The organism is Candidatus Obscuribacterales bacterium (assembly GCA_036703605.1).
Lineage (GTDB): Bacteria > Cyanobacteriota > Cyanobacteriia > RECH01 > RECH01 > RECH01.
On the sequence record DATNRH010000113.1, the window covers coordinates 1 to 15696 of the forward strand.

Here is a 15696-nt window from a genome sequence, read left to right on the forward strand (position 1 = left end):
GTATCGGGAGAAGAAACAGTCACGGGCGGTTTGCTTGCAGGAGTGGACTCAGCCGTCGAGGGAGCCGCACAGCCCATGCTCATGATACTGAGGCTGATCATGAGGGCGATCGCAGAAGCAGAGTAAACCATAGCTTGCAGTTTTAAGTAAATCAACGCTAGGCAGTGGTTGAGATCTCAAGCGATCGCGGTAGGCCAAACTGGCTCCATTCCCCTATTCGCTCGGATACATGCCCCACCCGCACTAATTGGACAAGTTGCTTTCATCGAGAGAGCGATCGCTAGTATCGCGATCCCGATCCACCGAGATAGACGCGACCCATCATCCCATCCATACTCAACCATCCCTGTTCGGACGCGTGGGAACAGGTGTAGTTCAGCAGACGGCTAACGCGAACCTTAGGTTTCGCGAAGCACATACCCAACCCCGCGCACGGTTTGAATCAGCCGCTTATCGCCATCATGTTCAATCTTGAGGCGTAGGTAGCGCACATACACCTCAATGACGTTCGATTCACCCACGAAGTCATACCCCCAAACATTTTCAAGGATTTGCTCCCGCGTCAGCACATCCCTTGGATGTTCCATGAGAAACTTGAGTAGCTCAAATTCCTTCATCGTCAAGTCAATGGTGCGATCGCCCCGAATAGCTTGACGGGTAGATAGATCCAAAATCAAATCCCCAAAACGCAACTGCTCTGCATTGGGCGTATCCGGCTGAAGATAGAACCGGATAAGCCGCAGAAAATCATCCACGCGGTAAGGTTTGAGAAAATAGTCATCTGCTCCGGCCGCCAGGCAAGCCACCCGATCCTCCACCGACTCGCGCACCATCATTAAGACAATGGGAATACGGCTACCGGAAGCCCGCAATTGCTCACAAAGTTCTATGCCCGATTCATTAGAGAGCATTCGATCCACCACAATCAAAGCTGGCTGAAACTCTTTGACCTGCTGAAGACCGACCATCGCATTGCGGGCGATCGCCGGTTCATAGCCAGCTTCTTGGAGATCGAGGCTAATCTGCTGAGCCAGAACATCATCTGTCTCAACCAGTAGGATTCGAGGGGGTTGATCGGCGATCGTTAGGTTCATCCCGATGTCGCTCACGCGGTAGAGCAGCTCCACTATTGAGAGGGTTACGTTACGCTAAAAAGACAAAAGCTGCTGAAACTGAAGGTCTCCAGCGAGTCTTACTTTATCATTGCGATGGATCACCACACTGATAACCCGCCATCATTCTAACGATGGTTGGTGAAATCAGAACGGTCATCCAACGGTCAGTGCAATCAGGATAGCTGATTCTTGGATCGATCGACCGTGTTGATGAACGTGAGAGGGCCACAAAACCTGAAGGCTTGATCCTTGCTCAACCAGCCATAGCCTCGGCCCGTATCATCTTGTCATCCGCAAGGCTGGCTCGGTTTGCTACCCACAGATATCGAAAACTTTCAGCCCTAAGCTCTTTTGGTATACCCTAGTTCACTCATCCTTTAGAGCCGCGTTGTGTAATATCTATGTCGATAGCCCGCCTCCTCAGTGCAATTGTTGCGATTATCCTGGCTCTTGGGATGATCTTTTTGGGTGGATGGTATTTCACGGCTGGGTTTGGCATCATTGTTTACCTCGGTCTACAAGAATACTTCCAGCTCGCTCGGGCTAAAGGCATCGCGCCTGCCGCCAAAACAACATTGATTGCTAGCCTCACCATGCTAGTCGTCGCTACTCTTTCCTCAGAGCTAGCCGATGCCGTCATGCCCGTTGCTGGCACCATGATTTGCTTTTATCTACTCTTCCAACCCAAATTTGCCACGATCGCTGACATTGCTACCTCCGTTTTGGGCTTATTTTATGGCGGCTACCTCCCCAGTTACTGGGTACGACTGCGATCGCTGGAAAGCAACGCGGCCAGCTTACCGCTCTGGGGTGATTGGCCACAAAACGGCTGGGCCCTAGAGGATCTCCCCCTGGGGCTAACCCTGACCTTGATTACCTTTGCCTGCATCTGGGCAGCGGATATTGGGGCCTATGTGTTTGGCAAACTCTATGGCAAAACTCGACTCTCCGAGCTGAGCCCCAAGAAAACCGTCGAAGGGGCTGTTTTTGGCATCACCGGCAGTATGCTCGTGGCGATCGCTGGGGCACGACTCCTAGAGTTTCCAGCTTTTTGGCTCACGGGTACCGCCCTAGGACTTCTGATTGGCGTAGCTAGCTTAATGGGCGATCTGACAGAATCGATGATGAAACGCGACGCCGGGGTGAAAGACTCTGGGCAGCTCATTCCCGGTCACGGCGGCATCTTGGATCGCACCGACAGCTACGTCTTCACCGCCCCCTTGGTCTACCATTTTGTGACCCTGCTGCTGCCCCTGTTGGGCTATACCCGCTAGGGCTGGAATGTTCGCCCTGACCCCAACCCTATTTAAAAACCCAGGGTGCGATCGCATCCTGGGCCGGCGTTTTGATAAGTCAGTCTTCTATAACGGGTGACTGACGGTATTGAACTGAGATACCTACACAATAGTCAATTCATGATAAAGAACTATTCATAACAACGTCTTTCTTGACAATCCGTGATAGTCCTTAATATTTTGCTGTCTTCCCATCTGCCACCATCCGATCTCAACACAATCACCCATACTCACCATGAAGAAGGGGTTGGACGACCCAGTCATCCAACCCCAATCCATAGAATCTAATCGTCTGCGAAACAGGCTTAACAGAACTGGACTAACAGAGCATCCATCCTATCCAGGGAGAGCGATCGCCCTCCACTTCTCTATTGCTCAGTCGAGCAATCCAACATCCGGAGAGTAGCAGCGGCAGCATAGTTCCGTTGAGCAGCGCTATCCGGTGCAAAGTTGCTTCCCCGCTCATTCAAGGGCGAGGCAACGCCGCAGTAAGTAGACATTTGGCTAATCAGGGGGTTGGCCCAATGTCCATTAATGTCAGTGAAGTTGAACGAGGCTTGATTACCTGGCAACGTCGTAGGCTGACCTTGGAGGGTTTGGGCATATTCTGCCGCGCGTCGGAGCACCGCCATCAGTTCTGCACGAGTCACAGCTTGGGTTGGGCGGAAGTTGCCATCTTGATAACCGGTGACGATGCCGCTTTGTTGGGCAAACTGGATTTTAGCTGCGCTCCAGCGAGAAGCCGCCACGTCAGGGAAGGGGTTACGGGAGGTGGCCGTGGGCAATTCCATCTCTACATCTGGCAAGGTTTGCAGCGACTCTAGCACCATGGAGACCAGTTGTTCCCGCGTCAGTTGGGCTTGGGGGCGGAAGGTGTTGTCTTCCATAAATCCGGCGATGAAGCCCATGGACACAGCGGTATTGATTTCCTGAGCATAGATATCGTTGGCAATGTCACGGAAGCTAGAGTCGCCACCGGGATTGGGATCGGGCGTAGCGCCACCATCGTCATAGGTGAGATACACATGACCCAGAGTGCGTCCGTCATAGGTACGCTTGGTGAACCGCCAGCCATCATCAAGGCTAAGTTTGGCAAAGTTATTAGTGATGCCGTTGGAGCGACCAATTTCGAGGGTTTCACCCTGACCTCGGAAAGGAACACCCACCAAGACCATTTCACCATCCTTGCGCGTGACTCGCAGGCTGTACTGCGTTCCTAGGTCTTCACCATTCATGCGAATGGAGTAGCCATTACTATCCGTGCTGCGACCGCAGATGCCGGTGAAATCGAAGCTCAGCAAGAGGGGATCGATTTCAACGGGAGCATTACCCACTTCATTCCAGCAGCTTCGGGAATTGGAGACTTGTTCGAGGATCAAAAGCTGATGAGAACTGCCACCGCCGATGGGGGATGCCACGGCGACAAATTTGTTTTGATCAACGTCTTGCTGACCGAAGGGGCTGGAGGCGATCGCTGGAAGGGCTGAGAACGCACTAACAGAAAGGGTGGTAGCAGCGGCGGTCAGGGCAGCGATGCGGTGGAGGAACGATTTCATAGATGACTCCTTAACAGATAGACGAGATTCTTTGGATGAGCAAGAACGTTGGTGTCTCTTGCAATGAATTCATCATCATCTAGCTGCCTAGAGGCTGGGGGAGCGATCGGTCGGCTTTTTCAACTGGGCCAGATCGCCATCTTGGTTAGGACTGTTATTGATCTAGATCCATAGCACTCAAACCCTTACAGATAAAGGGCTAACAAGCGATCGCCCCTCAGGGAGAGCATCATCTCCTCCAAGGGGCGATCGGGGGCCAGTTGGCCATCTGTCCTGTGGCATGGAACCTGTGGGGTAGACCTACAGGTCTTCCTCAGGCAGGGTCTGGGGCTGTCAGCGTGGGTTCAAGCGTGGCATAAACGGCCTCTACCTGGTCTGCCGCTTCCGCCGTAGCCGCAATCAACAGCAACAACACCCGCCCTGGCACCTGCCGCGCCAGCATCACCCCCTGCATGGGCTGAGTATTGCGGCCCATGGTGAGCGTTCCCGTCCAGGGTAGGCGGGCTCCATCGGTGACTGGCTCAAAGGCACCGACCTGCAACCCTTCTCCAGTACGGAAGGTATCGATCGCCACCTGAGATAAGGCTCCTGCATTTAAGTCCACATCGGTGGCACGGGGGCGCAGGGCAACCGTGTAGGCCAGGGTGCCATCGGGGGATTCAAAAATGGGCACCCCTGCCAGCATGGTTTGGGTGTAGTCTGCCAGTAAGCCCACCTGAAAGCGCTGTCCTGGATCTTGATAACCCTCTTCTGCTAACGCCAGGCTAGGAGCTGGCAAGGTGGTGGCTTCAGGGCTAGCCGGAGATTCCTCAGCGGCTGTTGCCGGAGTCGCTGCTTCTGGAGACTCGTCAGTCGCTGCTTCCTCAGCCACCGGTGCCGGAGCTTCGCCAGCCGCTTCTGGGACTTCCTCAGCCGCCGGTGCCTCTTCTGAGACGGTCTCCGGTGTCGGAGCAGGCGCTGGATCTTGAGCATAGACGGGCAGATACCACGGCTGTCCCTGCAGCAAAATCATCACAGCAGCCGTAAGACCAATTAAACCAATGAACCATTGGGTACGTTTCATAGGGTAGAGATGACGCAGTAGGACAGAACGAGACGATTAGCGACCAATGATACTGGCAGGTTCGCCCAGTAAGCCGAAGAACACCCCTGCTACACAGCCAGTCATTAAGGTAGCGAGGGTCGCACCCCAGAGAGCCTTGAACCCTAGGGCAGAAATTTCGGAGCGACGTTCTGGCACCAGCGCCGACAGTCCTCCCACGAAGATGCCGTAGGACGCAAAGTGGGCAAAACCACAGAGCACGTAGCTCACAATCAGGAGAGAGCGATCGCTAATGGCTCCCGATTGGGATAATCCATTGAGCGCTAGGTAGGGGGGAATGTTGGTTTCAAACAGCCGTTGCCCAATGAGGGTTGATGCCAGCCAAAGATTTTGCCAGTCCAGCGCCACCCCCGTTAGAAAGGTGAGGGGCAGGAAGAGCATCGCCATTAGGTTGCGCAACGGCTGCTGCAGGAATTCAGACAGCAGAGGATTGACATCTACTCCATCAATCCACACGGCGATTTGGTTGAAGGGAGCGTTAAACAGCGCGATAACGCCAAGAATGGCAATCAAAACTGCCGCAATCCCCACCGCCATCTTCACCCCATCTAGGGCTCCGATAATCAAGCTATCAACCGGGGAAGGCCGGTTCTCCGGATTACCTTCCGTCACATCATCAGGCACATGCCCCATGGTCTCGGGTTCGTCTATTTCGGGCACCAGCAGTTTGGAAATCACAAAGCAGGCTGGAATGGTCAAAATTGAGGCCGAGACCAAATGCCCAGCAATGTCGGGAAAGCTCCCCCGCAAAAATCCGGCATAGAGCCCTAACACCGATGAAGCAATGGATCCAAAGCAACTGGTCAAAATGGCGCAGAGTTCACTGCGGGTCATTTTCGGCAAAAAGGGCTGGACGGCGATCGCTGATTCGATGCCCACAAAAATATTGGCTGCTCCCGCTAAAGCCTCCGCGCCACTAATATTCATGGTGCGTTTGAAAACCCAGGCAAACACCCGCACCACGGGCTGAATGATGTTGAGCCGATAGAGCAGAGCGACCAGCGCCGCAAAAAAGATGATTTGGGGTAACGCTCGAAAGGCTAGCACATAGGAGAAACCTGGATTTAAGGTATCTGGGCCAAGGCGATCGCCCGGAATAGCCACATAGGCATCTCCTACCGCCCGCGCAATCCAGCGACCAGCAGGCCCCGGGCCCGGATTGGCAGCAGGATCCACCGCTAGGATAGACGTTGGGCCACCAAAGAGAAACTTAGCGCCAGCTTCCGAGGCATCTAGGATAGGGTTAATAATATTGTTGATGCCATCAATCAGGTAGCTGCCTAAACCAAACACCAAGATGCCCACCAACAATTGCAGCGTAATCCCAACAATTAAAACGTTCCATTGAATCACTCGGCGGTGTTCGGAGCCAAGCCAAGCAATGAAGCAAAGAACAAAAATCCCGACTAATGAAATGAGATTAAGGAGAAGGTTCACAGGTTTGACTGACTCCACGATAATTCGTAGGCTGCTGCAGAGGATAAATGCAGCGATCGCCACTGCCATTCGACGTTGACTCTAGGGAATCATAGTATGATTTCTTGACGTTGCACGGCAGAAAGTTTGCGTTTTTTTGCAATCCAGGTGGCAGTGTCTTGGGTACAGAAGGTAATTCATCCCACCATCGCTACGTCTGCCCTCCATCCCGGCATCTAAAGCTGTGAAGAATAGTAGCGATCGCTCCCCAGCGCCCAGATTTGGACAGAGCTGATAAGCTAAAGGCAGTCTTTCAGCCGACTTTGATTCCATCGATGAGTCGAGGACAAGTACCCCTGCATCACAGCCTTTGACCCCAGCAAAAGCCCCGAAACACAGGGTATAGCCAGCATGATCACCCCTACTTCCAGCTCGCTAATTCATGGATGCTTTTGACCCCACGCCACCTCAATGGACTGAACCAGCCATTCATGCCCTGTCTTTTTGCTGTCCTCGCTGCGGCGCATCATCGCAGCAGGCCAACCATGTGTGGATTAACCGCCGTGCTCCCGTCATCAGCGATGACTATCGCCGTAAGTGGCAAGAGTTTTATGATTGTGAATGCGGTCAGGCTTGGTGGGCCTGGAGCAGCGATCGCCCGCCTCAGGATTGGCAGAAAAAGGATGGGGATGAGCCCTAGAGCGATCCTAGAGCAATCAAGGATGCCTCCGTTGGGGACCCTACAACGTTGAGCGATCGCCCCGAGTCCTGCAATAGTCCGGACAGGGTCACTCCATTCTGGAATAAGCAAGCACAGATTGAGATGCAGGAGCCCATCATCCTTGGGTCTATTCGACCATGAGCCTCCCTCCGTAGCCGTCGTCGCTCCTGCTTGCCAATCCCCCATGAGATGCTCGTGTGAAGGAACTATAGCCATGGCTAATGCAGAACACTTAGCGCTACTGAAGCAGGGCGTGGACGTATGGAACCACTGGCGAGGTACCTATCCGGCCTATGTCGATCTATCTGACGCTGATCTTCAAGGCATCCAGCTCCAGCGGGCCAACCTTAGCCAAACCGATTTCAGCAATGCCAATCTCAGCAATGCCAATCTATCTCGGGCTGACCTCGGTCGGGTAATTTTGAGCGACGCCAATCTCTCCAACACCAATCTCAGCGAGGTTTACCTGGGCGAAGCCTATGTCAGCAATGCCAACCTACGGGGCGCAAATCTCAGTGAAGCAGTGCTGCGAGATGCCATTTTTAGCGAAGCCTGTTTGGTGGGCTGCAACCTGGGTCATACGGATTTGAGACAATCTAACTTCCAGCGTGCCGATCTCACCGATGCTAACTTGAGCGCCGCTGACCTTCGCTATGCTGACTTCAGCGCTGCTGATTTAACAACTGCCCATCTGCGCTGGGCCAATCTTAGCCATGCCAATCTCAACCATGCCAAGTTGGAAGAGGCGAATTTGAGCGGGGCCAACCTAGCCTTTGTCACCCTAGTACAGGCCCTCTGTCACGCCACGATTTTCAACCTCAGTGACCTAGAACAAGCAGACTTCAGCCAAGCAGACCTATCCGAGGCGTCTTTGGTAGGGGCTAATCTTCTCAACGCAACGTTTACTGGCGTCGATCTTCAGCAGATTGATCTACGAGGTGCCACCCAAGTGCCGGTGGATCTGGCCGTCAACACCTCGGTGTAACCGATCGTATCTATACAATTTTTCATCAGGAAACCGCCGCCTAGCAATCGCCCCCACCTGAGCATGGGCTTGCTGAACGTCAGGATAGACTGGAGAAATGATCACGGGTCGTGCAACATCGCGGTTCACCCAAGCGATCGCTCACTGTTCTCATCAGAATCGGGATCCCACATTGAACAAGGAGCTTGGATGGCGATCCGGCTAAAATAACGAGAATAGATGCTCCAGAAATGACTCATTCTTGCTGGCAGTCTTCTATACTTTGTCAACGGTGCTATCTGCAATGATGGACAGACTAGCCTCGGAAGCAAACCTGAAACCTATGGAAGCCGATGGCATCCATAACCTAACGTTGGAATCACAGAAAAAGTGAGATGCATGGTGCAGTGCATCAAACTACCTCGTCGCTGAATTCCATGGTGGATAGTTTGCAGCCTGAGGTAGCAGCCTGTATTGGGCAGCGAGCCCCACAATGGATAGACGAGATAACAACCATACCTGCCCTAAATCGGGTGAACTAGTTAAAGATTCATTACTGCTAAGTTAGTAAGTTGCCCGTCTCTCGTGAAGACGTTATTAATATAGGGTCGAAGTGCTTTAAACCACACCGATATCATCATTCACTTGATCATCACGCATTAACCGCCGTGCTAGAGGTTGCATACGGATGGAGTCGCTGAACAATCTACCGAATACTTCTGATTCAGACCAGGGGCATCACCCTGACCAAGTTTTGGCCAAGATGAGCCAAGACTTGCAGCAGCTACAGCAAAGCTTAGTGGTTCAACTAAGCCAAGATGTGAGCCGACTTCAAACCGAGAAGTCAAAGCTGATGAACGATATTGATGCGCTGCAGTCTCGGCGGCAAGATTTAACCACCCATCAAGAGGCAACACTCTCCCAACAGCAAATTGCTCAGCAGCAAATTTGGGCCTCGCAAATGGCGCAAGCGATCGCGGATCATCTCCAGACCTTGATGGTAAATCGCCTCAGCGAAATGCACCAAGAGCCCGATCGCACTGAGCCAGCCCCAACCTTAGCCGATCGCCCCACTGCACCCATAGGCCAGGATGACGCTACCTATCGAGTGCTCAACTCCCTAGATGCCAGCCTCAACCAAACGCTCACCTCCGTCAAGCGCGACCTCAGCAGCTATCAAAGCTCCCTATCCCAACAGCTCAATCGGATGCAAACGATGCAGCAGCAGGGCGAAGCTATTTTAGAAGTGCTGGTAAGCCGTCTCAATCAACAGCTTCAAGACGAAGTGCGGCGATCGCAGGTGCGTCCCTCCAACCAAAATGGCTATATGGGATCCTCCCCCAGCTCGTGGAGTCCATCCCCCCCTCCAGAGGGTTCTGTAGCCACCGCCTATCGTAACGGCTCCCCGTCCCCGATGGCAGCTCCTGCTCCATCGCCGCCGCCAGCTCAATCGCTTTCCTCGTTCCAACTGGGCCTCATTATGGTGCTGGGATCTACCTTGGCGCTGTCGCTACACAACGTTGTGGTAGGTGTCATTGGCAACGAAAGCAGCATTTTCAACATCTGGTCTCTAGGCGGATTTATTAGCCTGTCTAGCCTAGGCAACTCGATCCTAGTACTGCTGATTCGCATGTTGATTGTGGTGCCGTTGATGACGTTGATCGCCATGGTCATCTACCCCAAAACCTGGAGCGAAATTAAGGGCTTTTGCCTCTCCCAAGACTATGGCTTGATGCGTAGCGTCGTAGGCAGCGGCTTCTTCCTCTTTCTGTCGCAGGTCTTAATCTATATTTCCATTGCCGGTGTGGGGCCAGGCGTCGCCGTAACGATTCTATTCATGTACCCCATTATTACCGCGCCCCTAGCCTGGATATTTTTTGGCGATCGCCCTAGTTGGCTGCGTGTCGTAGTCATGATCGCCATTTTCCTGGGGGTTGTTCTCACCAGTTGGCCGCGACTGGTCGGGACAGGTGAACTGTCGATCTGGGGCATTGGCACGGCAATCATTTCCGGCATTGCCTTCGCCTTTTACCTGATTGCCATGCAGATTAGCTTCCGGAAACTCCATCCGGTGCCGGTCAGCGTCATCCAGTTTTTCACCATTTTTGTTTTAACTTGCCTCAGCCTAATTGTGCTACCGCTCACCAGTCCCATCACAGGGTTTGACTATGGTCTATCCCTCAATCCCCAAGGGCGGGCAGGACTCTTGGCCAGCGGTTTTGTCCTGGGAGCCTTGACCTTAGTGGGCTACTTGATGAACAACTACGGTGTGCGCTATATGGGAGCGGCACGGGCGTCGATTATTGCCTCTAGCGGGCCAGTGTTGACGGCTCTCCTAGCCTTTTTGATTACGCCGGGCCCCCGCACGGCCTTAGCAACGGTACAAATTATTGGGGTGTTGATTGTGACCATTGGGGTGACGGCCATGAATTTTGAAAAGATGGTGATGCAGCGCCCCAAGTCCTAGCCCAATTCTCCGAGCCAAACGGGGTACATCCCATGTTTCTGGGCTCACCCTGCGGGAAGCAAGCTACACCCTAAATCTCTCTTGGAGCAGGCCACCACATACAAATCCAAAATCTGTCAACATAAGTCCTAGACCTTACCCAGTAGGGTTCTGTTAGGCGAAGCCGTAACGCACCGTTTCACGGGGCTTGGATGCGTTACGGTTTTACCTAACACATGCTACCAACTAGCCCAATACTCTCAACAGATCTAGCCAAATACATTGAGATTCGATTGGGCGGATAGCTGGCGCAGAAACCAAATACTGGCCGCCGAGTTACCGATCGCATCTAAGGGTGGACTATAGCAAGCGATCGCTCCCTGACGAGGCACCAGGGCTAACACGGCACCGCTCACCCCTGACTTGGCAGGCAGTCCCACCTCCACGGCAAACCGCCCGGAATATTGGTACAGTCCGCAGGTCATCATCAAGGCGGTGACCAGTTGTCGATGGTGAGGGGCGATCGCTCCGGCCACCAGCAGCAAACCTAACTGAGCTAGGTCAGACACTGTGCCCGACAGACAGCAAAGCTGCTCATACACATCCAGCGCCTCGGCGGCGGATGTGGCTAGATGATCCGTCACGTCTAAATAACGGGCGATCGCTTGGTTGTGTTCATTGGGGCGATCGCGCACAGAGGCCAGAATCGTTTCATCCAACGCCAGATGGGTCTGGGCCTGGTCATTCAGCCATTGGCAAAGGCGATGGCAGCGCTCATGGGGCGTGGCTCCTGGCAAACGACTGCAGAGGGCGATCGCCCCGCTATTGATCATAGGATTCCGTGGAAAGCCCCGATCGGCTTCGAGTTGGGCCAGGGAATTGTAGGCATGGTCGGAGGGCTGAATGCCTACACCGCGCAGCACCGACTCTGCCCCAACCTGCTCTAGGGCATAGAGCAGGATAAATGGCTTAATCACGCTCATCAACGCAAACGGCAGAGGGCGATCGCCCACCTGCCTAGCCTGGCCCGTGATCGTCAACAGGTGAACTGAAAATCCTGATGGATTTGCCTGGCCCAGCGCCGGAATATAGGTGGGTAATTGACCTGATTGCGTATGCTGCTGGGCGTTTTTTGCCAAAGACTCAAGCGCATCTACCGAAACCAAATCTAATGGAATCACAGTTGCCCTTTCCTAATTGGTTTTGCTATCACATCCTGTCGATCCTTCTCCAACTCTCTTGAGCAGAAAACAGGGATCCCTTTATGTCATGCCATGGGAGCAATCTGGGTTATCTTTCAACACCCTGCCCATCCCCCTCACGTCCAGTGATCAGGGGAACTTGGATCTACGAGCGGCGAATATTCAAACAACACCAGTCCTTGCGCCGCCAAAGAGTCGCCACAATCCAACCATGTTGTTCGAGAGTATCGGCAACGGGTTTTGCTTGCTCAATCAGCAATCCACTGAGCACCCCCCAGGTACTTGACTTAGCAATGTCTCCCATCATGGGAATCAAATCGAGGATCACCTCTGCCAAGATATTGCACAAAATGCCATCCACCGGCTCCGTCAATTGTGCAACCAAGTCCGACAAGCTGCCCTTTTGCACCATCAGCTGATGCTTAGAAATATTGTTCATATCGCGATTGGTGCGCGTCGAGCGTACGGCCAAGGGATCGGTATCAACCGCGTAGATATGGGCCGCCCCCATCAAAGCCGCCGCAATGGACAAAATACCCGACCCACAGCCAATGTCAGCAATCACCAAATTATCACCACCTTCGGGCGTGGTAGCGGTAGCGCCCAAGCGCATTTCCAACGCTTCTAAACAAAGCTGAGTGGTGGCATGGGTGCCGGTGCCAAAGGCGGCCCCGGGATCGAGCTTGAGAATCAGGCGATCGCTGTTGGTCGGTGGCTCTATCCAGGATGGATTAATTAAGAGGCGATCGCCAATTTCTTGGGGATGCCAGTAGGTTTTCCAACTGCTGGCCCAGTCTTCTTCATCAATCAGTTGCCAGCGCACCGTGGGCGTGGGCAAACCGGCAAAGGTAGCATCCTGTTGCAGCCAAATAGACAGCGCAGACAGATCTAAAAGCTGGGCTTCAAACTGAGGCAAATAGGCTTTCATCAAGCAGTTGCTGCCGTTGGTCTCACTCGATGTACCCCGGCACCCAAACTTCTCCAGCCGCCAGAAGACTAGCTCTTCGGCATTTGCATCGCATAAAACTTGGATTTCCCACCAGCTATTGACCAAGACAACCGTCCCTCATATTGGATGATGAAACTGCCTTCTACCCCATGATGATGCTCAGAACCCACCTCACAGAGTAGGGGGTAATCCAACCCTTAAGGCTAATCCTGTGGCCGATCTTAATGATTGGGGCTCACCGCTGTGCTACTGCAGTATTCCCAACCGACCCGACCTAAGAGGCGATCGCCCTGCCATCAGCCCATCTGAGCCAAGAACAAGAGCGATCGCTCCGAGGACTAAGGTCCGAGATCTAAGTATTGGCACCCAAGGCTACGGTGTAGGCCTCACGGATACCTGGGACCTTGGTGATCTCCGCCAAAATTCCATCCGGCAGAGGATCATCAATGCTCAAGACCATCACCGCATCACCACGGACAATCTTCCGTCCCACCTGCATACTGGCAATGTTGACATTGAAACTACCCAGCAGCGACCCAATTTTGCCAATAATACCCGGCATATCGCGGTGCAGGGTGAACAGCATATAGCGATTGGGCGGCACATTCACCGGGAAGCCATCAATGTTGGTGATCCGGATTTCGCCGTCGCCCAAAATTACTCCGGTGACGGAATGGTTGCCCATAGAACCCTTGGCTTCCAGCATCAGCGATCCCGTGTAGTCCTTCACCGACGCATCCCGGGTTTCAATGACGTGAATCCCCCGTTCCTTGGCCTCGATGGTAGCGTTCACATAGTTCACCCGCTCTTGCAGCGCGTGGGAGAGCAACCCCTTAAGGGCCGCAATCACCAAGGGCTGACTTTCATTGACCGCTAAGTCACCCTGCAAACGAATGTTGAGCGACTCGATGCGTCCGCCAGCCATCTGACTGACCAAGTTACCCAAGGTTTCCGCCAACGCCAAGTAGGGACGCAGTTTTTCCAAGAGATCAGGACGCAAACCAGGAATATTCACAGCCGAGCGTGCCGGCAGCCCCAGCAACACATCCCGAATTTGCTCCGCCACATCAATGGCAACGTTCACCTGAGCTTCTTCCGTCGATGCACCTAGGTGCGGCGTCAGAATGATCTCGGTTCCCAGATCCCGCAAAGGCGATTCACCCAAGGGTTCCTCTTCATAGACATCCAGCGCCGCCCCGGCAATCTTGCCCTGCTTCAGAGCGTCCGCCAACGCCAACTCATCAATAATGCCGCCGCGAGCGCAGTTGATGAGGCGGGCTGTGGGTTTCATCTTATCCAGCATCTCTGCATTGATAAGATGGTAGGTCTCGGGAGTTTTGGGCAAATGCAGGGTGATGTAGTCAGAGTCTTGGATCAGCAAATCGAGCTCCACCAACTGGCAGCCAATTTGCTCCGCCCGCTCCATAGACAGGAACGGATCGTAGGCCAACAGGCGCATACCCATAGCACGGGCGATCGTGGCAACGTGGGAGCCAATTTTACCAAGCCCTACGACGCCTAAGGTCTTCTTATACACCTCAACCCCGGTGAACCGCTTGCGATCCCACTGGTTCGCCTTCAGAGATTGATTGGCATCAGGGATATGGCGAGACAGGGCCAACATCATGGCCACCGCATGTTCTGCAGCAGCAACCGTATTGCCTTCGGGAGAGTTGACAACCATGATCCCGCGTCGAGTAGCCGCTTGCACGTCTACATTGTCAACGCCGACCCCAGCCCGACCGATGATTTTGAGCTGAGAACCCGCCTCAATCACCTCTTTCGTCACGCGGGTGCCCGACCGGATCATCAGGGCGTCGTACTCCGGAATGCAGTGAATCAGCTCATCAACCGATAGCTTGGTTTTGACATCAACCTGAGCGACCTGGGACAAAATATCAATTCCGACTTTATCAATCGGATCAGAAACGAGAACCTTTGGCATGATCAGCAGATATGTTGAGTAACACAAACAACCTCAAAGTGGAGCGATCGCACCACTTTGCTTAAATACGGAGTGGCGACTGAGGCATACAGGAGCACTATGGGAGCAGCGAGGGCGAAAACCACTCAAGACCCTATGCGGCTGCACATCAGTCTGAATGGTGCAAAAATCTTGTGGCACTGTGGGAACAGACAACAACTAGAAATCGCCCAAGTGTCAATTCTACTGGGTTTTGTCCAGCTTCTAAACCGAATTCCAAGAGTTTTCTATAGTACAGACAAGGGGCGATCGCTCAGTCTCTTCTACAGGAGGCAACGTTTCAGCAGGTTTTCCTGGTTTCTCTCCCATTTTAGAGATCAAACCCTCAGGGCTTAAGAAAACGGGGAGCGATCGCCTGTACCATCGCACGGAACTTAGTACGCACTTGAGCTCCACGCATCAAAAATCACCATTGATGGACACTTGTCAATTCAGTACATATGAACCATGATTTGAGCATCAAGCCTAGTTGATAGGTATCAGAATTTAAGCATGTCTTTAAGCATCCAACCTGTGTCGCGAATCAGGTGATCTGGTGATCTATTTGATGGATGTGATGACTTGTCAGATTTGTACCTGCGAGATGTGTAACTACGGCCGGATAAATAGAATTCGGGCATTGCTGTATAGCAACATAATGGGCGCTCACGATTCATTCATAATCAATGTAGTGTAAGCATCTTGCCCACTTTCCACTTTCATATCTTCATTCAGCAACGCCAAAATTCTTTCAGTCAAAGGTTAGAAGAATAACTTGAGAGTCTATTTCATCAACCGACCTTGTTGAACGTATAAAATTCACTCGAAACATACTTCTGTCATCTAACCAGGTACTTCATCCCAAGACAGCGATCGCCCCCTCTTGTCTGCTACCCTGCAAGCACTGCCTTCAAAGCACAGGAGTCGCCAAGAGCTACCACTCTTCTTGGCAATGTCAGTCATTCTT

Annotated in this window: 11 protein-coding genes; 4 read left to right on the top strand and 7 right to left on the bottom strand. The window is 53.0% G+C overall.

All coding sequences use genetic code 11. The features are described 5' to 3' along the window. Positions 1–398: 398 nt before the first annotated feature. Positions 399–1127: a response regulator transcription factor gene (locus V6D20_02310; GenBank protein HEY9814629.1), complete on the bottom strand. Its 729-nt coding sequence runs from the start codon at positions 1125–1127 to the stop codon at positions 399–401. Positions 1128–1516: 389 nt separating this feature from the next. Here V6D20_02310 and V6D20_02315 point away from each other — a divergent pair, with 389 nt between their 5' ends. Beyond that, positions 1517–2389 (top strand): phosphatidate cytidylyltransferase, encoded by an 873-nt coding sequence (locus tag V6D20_02315; protein ID HEY9814630.1) that lies wholly within the window; start codon positions 1517–1519, stop codon positions 2387–2389. 389 nt (positions 2390–2778) lie between these two features. Here V6D20_02315 and V6D20_02320 read toward each other — a convergent pair whose 3' ends face one another. The 3 genes from V6D20_02320 to V6D20_02330 form a co-directional block, all read right to left on the bottom strand. After that, positions 2779–3966, bottom strand: a complete 1188-nt coding sequence (locus V6D20_02320; GenBank protein ID HEY9814631.1) for a DUF3747 domain-containing protein — start codon at positions 3964–3966, stop codon at positions 2779–2781. Between the two features lie 313 nt (positions 3967–4279). Next, on the bottom strand, positions 4280–5029 hold the full coding sequence (locus V6D20_02325) for a hypothetical protein (GenBank protein ID HEY9814632.1): 750 nt from the start codon (positions 5027–5029) through the stop codon (positions 4280–4282). Positions 5030–5065: 36 nt separating this feature from the next. Further along, positions 5066–6505 (bottom strand): nucleoside transporter C-terminal domain-containing protein, encoded by a 1440-nt coding sequence (locus V6D20_02330; protein HEY9814633.1) that lies wholly within the window; start codon positions 6503–6505, stop codon positions 5066–5068. A 421-nt stretch (positions 6506–6926) separates the two neighbouring features. On the opposite strand from V6D20_02330, the gene V6D20_02335 reads away from it, so the two are divergent. The 3 genes from V6D20_02335 (at position 6927) to V6D20_02345 (ending at position 10636) form a co-directional block, all read left to right on the top strand. Then, positions 6927–7184, top strand: a complete 258-nt coding sequence (locus V6D20_02335) for a hypothetical protein (protein ID HEY9814634.1) — start codon at positions 6927–6929, stop codon at positions 7182–7184. A gap of 235 nt (positions 7185–7419) precedes the next feature. Then, positions 7420–8190 (top strand): pentapeptide repeat-containing protein, encoded by a 771-nt coding sequence (locus V6D20_02340; GenBank protein ID HEY9814635.1) that lies wholly within the window; start codon positions 7420–7422, stop codon positions 8188–8190. A gap of 667 nt (positions 8191–8857) precedes the next feature. Beyond that, the gene (locus tag V6D20_02345; protein ID HEY9814636.1) at positions 8858–10636 is read left to right on the top strand and encodes a DMT family transporter; all 1779 of its coding nucleotides are present in this window, start codon (positions 8858–8860) and stop codon (positions 10634–10636) included. A 248-nt stretch (positions 10637–10884) separates the two neighbouring features. Here the strand turns inward: V6D20_02345 and glsA are convergent, their stop codons facing one another. From glsA to serA, 3 genes are all read right to left on the bottom strand, one after another. Beyond that, positions 10885–11796 (bottom strand): glutaminase A, encoded by a 912-nt coding sequence (glsA, locus tag V6D20_02350; protein HEY9814637.1) that lies wholly within the window; start codon positions 11794–11796, stop codon positions 10885–10887. Positions 11797–11962: 166 nt separating this feature from the next. Beyond that, positions 11963–12871 (bottom strand): 50S ribosomal protein L11 methyltransferase, encoded by a 909-nt coding sequence (gene prmA, locus V6D20_02355; GenBank protein HEY9814638.1) that lies wholly within the window; start codon positions 12869–12871, stop codon positions 11963–11965. Between the two features lie 247 nt (positions 12872–13118). Further along, entirely contained in the window at positions 13119–14711 is a 1593-nt protein-coding gene (gene serA, locus V6D20_02360) for a phosphoglycerate dehydrogenase (protein ID HEY9814639.1), read from the bottom strand. Between the last annotated feature and the right edge of the window lie 985 nt (positions 14712–15696).

Bases quoted from the DNA above. Each gene is read 5' to 3' on its own strand.
- V6D20_02315 (HEY9814630.1), top strand. From the start codon at position 1,517: ATGTCGATAGCCCGCCTCCTCAGTGCAATTGTTGCGATTATCCTGGCT.
- V6D20_02320 (HEY9814631.1), bottom strand. From the start codon at position 3,966: ATGAAATCGTTCCTCCACCGCATCGCTGCCCTGACCGCCGCTGCTACC.
- V6D20_02325 (HEY9814632.1), bottom strand. From the start codon at position 5,029: ATGAAACGTACCCAATGGTTCATTGGTTTAATTGGTCTTACGGCTGCT.
- V6D20_02335 (HEY9814634.1), top strand. From the start codon at position 6,927: ATGGATGCTTTTGACCCCACGCCACCTCAATGGACTGAACCAGCCATT.
- V6D20_02340 (HEY9814635.1), top strand. From the start codon at position 7,420: ATGGCTAATGCAGAACACTTAGCGCTACTGAAGCAGGGCGTGGACGTA.
- V6D20_02345 (HEY9814636.1), top strand. From the start codon at position 8,858: ATGGAGTCGCTGAACAATCTACCGAATACTTCTGATTCAGACCAGGGG.
- serA (HEY9814639.1), bottom strand. From the start codon at position 14,711: ATGCCAAAGGTTCTCGTTTCTGATCCGATTGATAAAGTCGGAATTGAT.